The sequence below is a fragment of the Pseudomonas sp. P4_C8 genome (assembly GCF_056401975.1).
In genome coordinates, this window is record NZ_JBFUIH010000060.1 from 19,689 (window position 1) to 30,051 (window position 10,363).

At 59.8% G+C, this 10,363-nt stretch carries 6 protein-coding genes; 5 read left to right on the forward strand and 1 reads right to left on the reverse strand.

The genetic code is table 11. The features are described 5' to 3' along the window. Positions 1 to 72: 72 nt before the first annotated feature. Positions 73 to 1,701: a pyoverdine maturation tyrosinase PvdP gene (gene pvdP / locus AC1DWM_RS26805; RefSeq protein ID WP_477796586.1), complete on the reverse strand. Its 1,629-nt coding sequence runs from the start codon at positions 1,699 to 1,701 to the stop codon at positions 73 to 75. Positions 1,702 to 1,958: 257 nt separating this feature from the next. Here pvdP and pvdM point away from each other — a divergent pair, with 257 nt between their 5' ends. From pvdM to AC1DWM_RS26830, 5 genes are all read left to right on the forward strand, one after another. Continuing rightward, a complete protein-coding gene (gene pvdM, locus AC1DWM_RS26810; RefSeq protein ID WP_477796587.1) occupies positions 1,959 to 3,308 on the forward strand; it encodes a pyoverdine-tailoring dipeptidase-like protein PvdM in 1,350 nt (449 codons plus the stop codon). Positions 3,309 to 3,336: 28 nt separating this feature from the next. Beyond that, positions 3,337 to 4,617: a pyoverdine-tailoring periplasmic protein PvdN gene (gene pvdN / locus AC1DWM_RS26815; RefSeq protein WP_477796588.1), complete on the forward strand. Its 1,281-nt coding sequence runs from the start codon at positions 3,337 to 3,339 to the stop codon at positions 4,615 to 4,617. A 157-nt stretch (positions 4,618 to 4,774) separates the two neighbouring features. Beyond that, the gene (gene pvdO, locus AC1DWM_RS26820; RefSeq protein WP_477796589.1) at positions 4,775 to 5,653 is read left to right on the forward strand and encodes a dihydropyoverdine dehydrogenase; all 879 of its coding nucleotides are present in this window, start codon (positions 4,775 to 4,777) and stop codon (positions 5,651 to 5,653) included. 188 nt (positions 5,654 to 5,841) lie between these two features. Continuing rightward, positions 5,842 to 7,491 carry a cyclic peptide export ABC transporter gene (locus tag AC1DWM_RS26825; RefSeq protein ID WP_223514295.1) on the forward strand — a complete coding sequence of 550 codons (1,650 nt, stop codon included), beginning with the start codon at positions 5,842 to 5,844 and terminating at the stop codon, positions 7,489 to 7,491. Between the two features lie 282 nt (positions 7,492 to 7,773). Further along, positions 7,774 to 10,245, forward strand: a complete 2,472-nt coding sequence (locus AC1DWM_RS26830) for a TonB-dependent siderophore receptor (RefSeq protein WP_477796590.1) — start codon at positions 7,774 to 7,776, stop codon at positions 10,243 to 10,245. The last annotated feature ends 118 nt before the right edge of the window (positions 10,246 to 10,363 follow it).

Sequence of the window (10,363 nt, forward strand, 5' to 3'; positions counted from 1 at the left end):
ATGGAACTGTGTTCACAGGACAAATGTGGGAGCGAGCCTGCTCGCGATTGAACAATAACGCTGTATTCCTGATTAACTGGTAACCGGCTTAGCCTTCAAATGCCGCGCATACCAAGGCCGCTGCGGCACTTTGCGGAACATATCCGCCAGCTTCTTCTCATCCTCGCCAAATGTTATCCGCAGCGCCAGCTTCATGGTTTCGGGGTCCATCTCCACCGACTTGCCCGCCTGCAACCCCGGCGTGGTGCTGCAACCATGGGTGCTCGGCCCCAACCACGGGTCAGCGACTTCCACCCAACGCCCCGGGGAAAACCATGGCACGCCGTTAACCTCCAGCCGACTCACCTCCCCCGGATGAAAGCGTTCATGCGCGCGAAACCAGTCTTCCAGTCGATCATCGATCCAGCCATGGAAATACCAGAATACCGGGTTCACATGGGACGAAAACGGATCGCCGAGGAAGTCGTTTTCCGGTGCAAACCAGCGTGCGGAAAAGTCCGCCGGATCCCTGGCGAATGGCACCGGCTGGCCGTTGGATGGATCCCGTGGCACCGAGGCCCAGCGCATGTGCAACCAGTCGTGCAGACCCAACTCAACCTCTGAACCGAACTGGCCCAGGGTCAGCTTCGACAGATAACGCGGGTCGCGGTAGCGCGACTCCCAGACCTGGAAATTACTGTGATACGTCTCGGCAGTCTTGATGTCGCTGACCCATTGCGAATATTCAGCATCGTCGTCGGCCACCCAGGTCGGCGGCAGCGCGGTGCCGTCGTGGTTGTCGCAGTATTGGGCGAAGCCGATGCGATCACGGGCCAGTTCCGGTTGCGGCAACGGGAAGTGTGGCCATGACGGCAAGTCCTGCATCGACCGCGCCGTGCCGAGCATGTGCCGATGCATGAAAAAAAAGTCCACGCCCGAGCCATTGCGATCCTTGCGCGCACCACGGGCATCGCGCTCCTTGTCGCGCGGGCCGGGCTGCCAGCCGAGGCCACGCAAGGCATTGCGTTTGTCTTCGGACAAGGTGTGCCATTTGTCCCGAGAAGCATGCCAGAGCTGGTGAAACAGCCGATGCTCGGGCGAAATCAGCCAGGCCAGCAGCGATGCATTGARCCCGGTGCGCTCGCGGGCTTCGGGGAATACCCGTTTGACGGCGATGAAGCGATTGTCCTGCGCGGTCATCATCAGCGGACGATCAAGGTTCAATACGCGACCACTGAGCGTGCCTCTGCCAGCGTTACCGAAACCGGCCCAGACTTCGTCCAGCGCCATGCTGAATTCGTAATCGGGGGTGCCCTGCGCCGCATTGGCATTGACCAACCGCCAGCTCAATTGCGCCGCCTTGACATCGGCCAGATCACCTAGCACCCGGTAACGCGGGGCTTCGTTGGAACGCAAACGCTCGGCCGTGTCGAGGATCCCGATCAGGCCGCGCCCTTTGTGGCCGACGTCAAGAAACACTTCCAGACCATCACGAGGCAAATCTTCAATCCCGGCGTCACGGCCTTCAAAACGAATCTGCCAAACGCCCCGTAGCGTGTCCGCTAGCCGCTGGCCGGTGACATCCGCCACATCAAAAGAAGCTTCGCCGGGGGTAATCGTCGGATCCGCTTTCGTCCATTCACGATGCCCATAAAAAGCCGCAGGCACTGCAACGCCGGTCAGCGCCAGGCCTGCCATGAACCCTCGTCGAGAAATCGTCATTGCCCTACCTGTGTCAGCCATGGAGCAGGCTTTATCCAAGTTAGAACGTTCGTCCCCTCCGGAAATTTAAAAGCATCGCTGGCAAGCCAGCTCCTACAGAGATTGTTTGTACACCGAAGATCCACTGTAGGAGCTGGCTTGCCAGCGAAGAGGCCATCAGCCCCCCTAAATTTCCAACGGCATAACTCGTTCCTCCCAGATAGCAAAGCCCCCCCCCCCACGCCCACACCGGGGCAACGAACCTGACTGAGATGAACATGACAAAACCACGTTCAAAAAAGGCGCTTTACCTCGGCCTGCCACTCGCGCTGGCGATCAGCGCCGTTGCCGGCTACGCGGTCTGGGATCACTGGTTCAAAGACAACCCCGGCTACCCGATCAAGGTGATGCAACAAGCCGATGAGCTGCAAACACGCATCCTCTCCTTCGACAGCCACGTCACCGTGCCGCTGGACTTCGGCACCGCCGGCAATGAAGCCGACAAGGACGGCAGCGGCCAGTTCGACCTGGTCAAAACCGGGCGCGGACGCCTGTCCGGCGCTGCGCTGACCATTTTCGGCTGGCCGGAAATCTGGAACGGCGTCAACGCCCCGCATCGCCCTACCGAAGGCTTTGTCGACGAAGCCCGGTTCGAGCAGGAAACCCGCTACAAAATCATCAGCGCCATGGTCCGCGACTTTCCCAATCAAGTCGCCATCGCCTACACCCCGGACGATTTCCGCCGGTTGCACGGCGAAGGCAAGTTCGCGGTGTTCATGAGCATGCTCAACGCCTACCCGCTGGGCAACGACCTGAACGCGCTGGACACATGGGCCGCTCGCGGCATGCGCATGTTCGGCTTCAGCTACGTGGGCAACAACGCCTGGGCTGACTCATCGCGGCCGCTGCCGTTCTTCAATGATTCGCGGGACGCCCTCGGTGGCCTGTCGGACATCGGTAAACAAGCGGTGCATCGCCTGAATGACCTCGGCGTGATCATCGATGTCTCGCAGATGTCGACCAAGGCCCTGGAACAAGTCGCGCAATTGAGCCGCACGCCGATGGTCGCCTCGCACTCAGCGCCTCGCGCGCTGGTGGACATCCCGCGAAACCTCAGCGACCAGGAAATGCAGCTGATCAAAAACAGCGGCGGCGTGGTGCAAATTGTCGGCTTCCCGACCTACATCCGCCCCTTGAGCCAAACCACCCAGGACAAACTCAACGCCCTGCGCGCCCGCTTCGACCTGCAACCGCTGCAAGGCCTGGAAATGGCGCTGATGCCCGGCGACCCGGTGATCACCGTCTGGTCCGAGCAACGCTTCGGCGAGTACGCCAGCCAGCTCTACGCGATTGTCGATGAAGAACCGAAAGCCACGCTCAAGGACTACGGCGACGCGATTGATTATGCGGTGAAGAAAATCGGCATCGATCACGTGGGCATCAGCTCCGACTTCAACGATGGCGGCGGCCTTGAGGGCTGGAAGGATGTCAGCGAAGCCCGCAACGTCACGGCCGAACTGATCAGTCGCGGCTACAGCGAGGCCGATATCGCCAAGCTGTGGGGCGGCAATTTCCTGCGGGTCTGGGACCAGGTGCAGAAGTATTCCAGGCCTGTGGCGAAAAACTGAATCCCCTTTGCAAAAGCGAACCTTGCTGATGACCAACCGTCGTTCATTCCTCAAGCAGGCCGGGATTCTCGCGGCCGGTCTGCCCCTGAGCAACGCTGTGATGTTGCCGGCACGGGCTGCCACTGCGCAGCCGCTGCCCAAGGACAAGTGGGCGCAATTGCGCCAACTGTTCGATCAGGATCCGGACTATTTGCACTTCGCCAACTTTCTGGTGACTTCGCACCCACGACCGGTACGCGAGGCCATCGAACGGCACCGCGCCAATCTCGACCGCAACCCCGGCCGGGCGATGGACTGGGACTTGGGCGAAACGGAAAAACGTGAGCAGGACGTGCGCGTCTGGGCCGGGCGTTACCTCAAGGCCAAGCCTGAACAAATCGCCCTCACCGGCAGCACCACCGAGGGTCTGTCGCTGATCTACGGCGGCATTCATGTGCGCCCGGATCAGGAAATCCTCACCACCGAGCATGAACACTACGCAACCCACTATGCGCTGGATTACCGTCAGCAAAAGGACAAGGTCAAGGTGCGCAAGCTCAAGCTGTTCGAGAACAGTCGCGACATTTCCGTTGATGAAGTAATCGGTTCGATCAGCAAAGGCATCCGCCCGCAAACCCGCGTGCTCGGCATGACCTGGGTGCAATCCGGCAGCGGCGTGAAGCTGCCGATTGGCGAGATTGGCAAACTGGTGGAAGAACAGAACCGCAATCGCGAGGAAAAAGACCGAATTTTGTATGTGGTCGATGGCGTGCACGGCTTCGGCGTCGAGGACCTCGACTTCCCCGACATGCACTGCGACTTCTTCATCGCCGGCACCCACAAATGGATGTTCGGCCCGCGCGGCACCGGGATCATTTGCGCCCGCTCCGCCGAACTCAAGGACGTCACGCCGACCATTCCGACGTTCTCCGAAGCCACCACCTTCTCAACCATCATGACCCCCGGCGGCTATCACAGCTTTGAACATCGCTGGGCGCTGGACGAGGCATTCAAGTTGCACCTGGAACTGGGCAAAGCCGAAGTTCAAGCACGAATTCATGCGCTCAATACCTATGCAAAAAACCGTCTGTTGGAGCATCCGCAGATCGAATTGGTCACGCCAAAGAGCCGGGACCTGTCCGCCGGTTTCACCTTCTTCCGGATCAAGGACCGCGACTGCGAAAAAGTCGCTGCCCAATTGATGGAAAACCGCGTGGTCTGCGACGCGGTGGAGCGCGACGTTGGCCCGGTGATTCGTATTGCACCTGGCCTGCTCAACACGGAAGACCAGATCGACCGCTTCATGGCCCTGCTGAACAAAACCGCATGACGCTGATCCCCTGTAGGAGTGAGCCGGCTCCGGGCGGCGTTCCGACGATGAGGCCAGCCCATTCAACATTGATGGTGACTGATCCACCGCTATCGCGAGCAGGCTCACTCCTACATTGGACCTGGCGTGACACCCGTTTTTTATATCGAGATCACTCATGAACCGAGATCAATTGACCCTGCCGCTCAAGGCTCTCGCCCTGACCGCGCTCATGGCCGGCCTGTTGCCCACCGCCGCCCAGGCCGCCACCGCACCGCCACCCGGCAAAGTATTCAAGGACTGCCGCGACTGCCCGGAAATGGTGGTGCTGCCCGCCGGCACTTTCACCATGGGCACGCCGGACGATGAAGTCGGCCGCGAGCCCGACGAAGGTCCGATGTACGACGTGACCTTCGCCAAGCCGTTCGCCATGAGCCGCTTCCAGATCACCGCCGGCGAGTGGGACAGCTACGTGCGCGAAAGTGGGGTGATCATTGCCAACGGCGATACCCGGCCGGGCCGCGAATGCATCGCCAGCAAACCGCGTTATCCGCAAACCCCGCGCCAGCCCGCGGTGTGCATGAACTTCGATGACGTCAAAAACTACGTCGCGTGGTTGTCGAAAAAAACCGGGCAGACGTACCACATGGTCAGCGAAGCCCAACGCGAATATGCCGCGCGCGGTGGCACAAAAGGCCCTTTCCCCTTTCCGTTCGATGAAGGCAAGGCCTACAGCATTGCCAGGCACGCCAACACCTATGGCCCGGCGGACGGTTACAGCTACAGCTCGCCGGTGGGCAGCTACCCGCCCAATGCGTTCGGTATGTACGACATGCACGGCAACGTTTACGAATGGGTCGAAGACTGCGAACACCCGAACTACATCGGTGCCCCCACCGATGGCAGCGCGTGGTTGGAACCCAACTGCGAAGCCGTGCGCATTCGCGGTAACGATTGGGGTGAAGCCCCGGTGTTCTCCCGCTCCGGCAACCGCAACAGCCAGTACCCGCAAGAGCGCGGCGACTGGATAGGCTTGCGCATCGTGCGTGACCTGTAGGAGCCGAGCTTGCTCGCGATAGCGGACTAACAGTCAACACTTCTATCGACTGGAAGGTAGCCATCGCGAGCAAGCTCGGCTCCTACAGGGTTGTGTGTGTGGTCGCCGCCAGTCGGCGGTCGCTAAATTAAGCCTTGGATCAGACGTTCTACTGGGTATCTGCCTTACGACCCAAGGAACTGTCTCCCATGCCCCAGCCAACCCGTGGCGCCCTCGGCGAATTGTTCGCCCTGTTGAAACCCTTTCGGCTGATCGTCGCCGCGTCCATTTTCCTGGGCATGGTCGGCGGCCTGAGCGTCACGGTCTTGCTGGCAACCATCAACAACGCCCTGCATTCGGACACCGGCCTGACCCAAGGCGTCGTCGCGCTGTTCGCCGGCTTGTGCTTGCTGGCGCTGCTGAGCTCAATCTGCTCCGACATCGGCACCAACTATGTCGGCCAGCACATCATTGCCAAGCTGCGTAAACAGCTGGGCGAAAAAGTCCTGTCGGCGCCCATCGAACAGATCGAACGCTACCGCAGCCACCGGCTGATTCCGGTGCTGACCCATGACGTTGATACCATCAGCGACTTCGCCTTCGCCTTCGCCCCGCTGGCGATTTCCGTGACCGTGACCTTGGGTTGCATGGGTTATCTGGCCATTCTGTCGTGGCCAATGTTCCTGATCATGGTGGCGGCGATCCTGATCGGCACGGCGATTCAGGCCTACGCCCAGAGCAAAGGCGTGCAGGGTTTCATGGCCGCCCGCGACGCCGAAGACGAACTGCAAAAGCACTACAACGCAATTGCCGAAGGGGCCAAGGAACTACGCATCCATCGCCCGCGTCGCCAGCGCATGTTTGTCTCGGGTATCAAGGCCACCGCCGAATTCATCTGCAACACCCAGGTGCGCTCGATCAACACCTTCGTGATCGCCAAGACCTTTGGCTCAATGCTGTTCTTCGTGGTCATCGGCCTGGCGCTGGCCTTGCAAACCTTCTGGCCGAGCGCCGATAAAACCGTGATGAGCGGCTTCGTACTGGTGCTGCTGTACATGAAAGGCCCGCTGGAACACTTGATCAGCACGCTGCCGATTGTCAGCCGCGCACAAATTGCTTTCCGTCGCATCGCCGAGTTGTCCGAGCAGTTTTCCACCCCCGAACCGCATCTCCTGCTGAGCGATCATGGCCCGGTCAAACACGCGGTGCACGAACTGAAACTGGCCGAGGTGCGTTTCGCTTTTCCGGCAGCCGAAGGCGCGGTGCCGTTCCAGCTCGGGCCGGTGAACCTGACGATCAAGCAAGGCGATATCACCTTTATCGTCGGCGAGAACGGTTGCGGCAAGACCACGCTGATCAAGTTGCTGCTGGGTTTGTACACGCCGCAGCAGGGCGAGATCAGCGTCAACGGCGAGGCCATCGACGCGCAGAATCGCGATGATTATCGCCAGTTGTTCACCACGATATTCGCCGACTACTACCTATTCGATGACGTGGTCCAGGGCGACACGCACATCCCCGAAGACGCGAACGAATACCTGCAACGGCTGGAGATCGCGCACAAGGTCAGCGTCAAGGACGGCAGCTTCACCACCACCGACCTGTCCACCGGCCAGCGCAAGCGCCTGGCGCTGGTCAACGCCTGGCTGGAGGAGCGTCCGGTGTTGGTGTTCGATGAGTGGGCGGCCGACCAGGACCCGACCTTCCGCCGGATCTTCTACACCGAGCTGCTGCCGGACCTCAAACGTCTGGGCAAGACCATCATCGTGATTTCCCACGATGACCGTTATTTCGATGTCGCCGACCAACTGGTGCGCATGGAAAGCGGCCGGGTGGTCACTGAGCTGACCCTGGCCTGATGACCGAATACCTGTGGGAGCGAGCCTGCTCGCGATAGGGCCATCACCTTTAGCATTGATGGTGACTGATTCACCGCTATCGCGAGCAGGCTCACTCCCACAGTTTGTTCACCTGATTGACCGGCATTTGGGCTACCCAAATGGCCCCTGTGCCTGCACAAATCCTCCCTTCTGAATTTTATTTCCCAGGTTTCTTTCCGGTTTTGCGTCCGCGCCCCGTCTTAATAATCATTCTTATTAACAACAACTCTGCACAACATTTTTCAGGAGCTCAGGTAAGTAATGCGACTTCTACCACGCCGCACACCTCTCGCGTTGGCCGTACAGCGCCCGTCTTTGCATCTGCTCACCAGCGTGCTGCTGACTGCCACCTTGCTGGGGAGCTCGATGGCCAATGCTGCACCTGTGAAAGTGAATGTTGCCGTCCAGCCGCTTTCCAACGCGCTGACCGAACTGGGCATGCAGACCAACTTGCAAATCCTTTACAGCCCGGATCAGGTGGCGGGCATCAAGTCGCGCGCGGTCTCCGGTTCACTGGAACCGAGCGACGCCCTGAAAGCGCTGTTGCAAGGCACTGGCATTTCATTCCAGATCAATGGCAACACCGTGACCCTGGTGTCTGGCGGCGGTTCGGGCCTGCAACTGGGCGCGACCACCATTTCCGGACAGGCCTTGGGCATGACCACAGAAGACACCGGCTCCTACACCACCGGCGCCACCACCACCGCGATCGGGCTGCCGTTGACCATTCGCGAAACGCCGCAAACGGTGACCGTGGTCACGCGTCAAATGATGGACGACCGCGGTGTACAAAGCGTTGCCGACGCGTTGCGCAACACGCCCGGCGTCACAACGCAAAAGTACGACAGTGACCGCACCGAGTTTTCCGCCCGTGGTTTTGCCATCACCAACTTTCAGTACGACGGCGTCAACATTCCCTACGACGGCGTTTACGGTGAAAACCCGAACAACGGCGACGACGCGGCCAGCCTCGACCACATCGAAGTCATCAAGGGCGCTACCGGCCTGATGACCGGCGCTGGTGACCCGTCCGCCACGGTCAACCTGATCCGCAAGAAGCCGACCAAGGACTTCAAGGCCTCGGTCGCCGCCACTGCCGGCTACTGGGACAACTACCGCACCGAAGGCGACATCTCTGGTTCACTGACCGACTCTGGAAATGTGCGGGRGCGCTTTGTCGGCGCCTACCAGGACAAAGATTCGTACATGGACCATTACAGCCAGAAAAAAGACATCTACTACGGCATCCTCGAAGCCGATCTGACGGACGACACCTTGCTGACGTTCGGCGTCGACAAGTCCAGCGTCACCCCGCGCGGCAGCTCCTGGACCGGTAACGCACCGTACTTCACCGATGGCAGCCGTACCGACTTCTCGCGCAGTTTCAACCCGGGTGCCGACTGGAGCCGTCGTGATTTCGACAGCGTCACCTATTTCGCGTCGCTGGAACAAGCACTGGCCAATGACTGGAAATTCAAGGCCAGCTTCGACCAGAAAACCACCGATCACGATACCCAACTGGCCTCGGCCAGCGGTGGCTCCGCTGACCCCGTTACCGGCGAGGGCAATTTCCTGTACTGGGGTCGCTGGGAAGGTCATCGCGTACAGAACTCCGGGGACGTAAACCTCTCCGGGCCGTTTTCCCTGGGCGGGCGCGAGCATGAACTGGTGGCCGGCTTCATGGCTGCCCACTCGCGTCAGACGGGTGCGACCTACGACTCCAGCGCTTTCGAACTGGTGCCGGGCAGCATCTTTGACTGGAACGGTGACCTGCCAAAACAGGAATTCCCGAAAAACGGCAAATACGAACGTACCCAGAGCCAGAACGGGATTTACATGGCCACGCGCCTGCGTCCGACCGACGACTTGTCGTTCATCCTCGGCGGTCGCCTGAGCACCTTCAAGTACAACGAAGACTACACCTACTATCCGGATGCAAACCTGACCGACACCCACGCCAGTTATAAGGAACATGGTGTCGTCACGCCGTACGCCGGGGTGGTCTATGACCTGGACGATACGTACTCGGTCTATGCCAGCTACACCAAGATCTACCAGCCACAGATCTACCAGGACGCCACCGGCTCAACCCTCGACCCGGTTGAAGGTGACAGCTACGAAACCGGCATCAAAGCGGCTTATTTCGAAGGCAAACTGAACGCCAGTTTTGCCCTGTTCCAGATTGACCAGGACAACGTTGCCCAGTACGTCATCACCGACGTAAACACCGGTCGAGACATCTATGAAGCCATCTCCGGCGCCACCACCAAAGGTGTGGAACTGGAACTGGCAGGCGCACTGGCGCAGGACTGGAACGTGTCTGCCGGCTACACCTACGCCCGTACCCGCGACAAGAATGAACAACGTATCTTCGGTTTCCCGTTGGCCTCCACCAAACCGGAACACGTGGTGCGTACGTTTACCACCTACCGCCTGCCCGGTGCGTTGGACCAGTTGACCATCGGTGGTGGCGTCAGCTGGCAGAGCGCGTTTTACGGCCAGAGCTACAACCCGAACGTGGGTAACGGCGAAGGTGGCAACACCCTGCTCAAGCAAGGCGGCTACACCCTCGTGGACCTGATGACGCGATTTCAGTACGACGAGCACCTGAGCTTCACCGCCAATGCCAACAACGTCTTCGACAAAAAGTACATGTCGGGCCTGGGCAACTTCGGCACCACCTTCTACGGCGAGCCGCGTAATGTGCAGATCATGGCGAAGTATGATTTCTGAGGTGTGAGCTGAAATGAAAAATGCCCGTGTCGTGAGATGCGGGTATTTTTTTGGCTGAGAGATTTGTGTTGAATGTGAGTCCGCTATCGCGAGCAGGCTCGCTCCCACATTGGATTTT

Coding starts and splice junctions, on each gene's coding strand:
- pvdM (WP_477796587.1), top strand. CDS start 1,959: ATGACAAAACCACGTTCAAAAAAGGCGCTTTACCTCGGCCTGCCACTC.
- AC1DWM_RS26825 (WP_223514295.1), top strand. CDS start 5,842: ATGCCCCAGCCAACCCGTGGCGCCCTCGGCGAATTGTTCGCCCTGTTG.
- pvdO (WP_477796589.1), top strand. CDS start 4,775: ATGAACCGAGATCAATTGACCCTGCCGCTCAAGGCTCTCGCCCTGACC.
- pvdN (WP_477796588.1), top strand. CDS start 3,337: ATGACCAACCGTCGTTCATTCCTCAAGCAGGCCGGGATTCTCGCGGCC.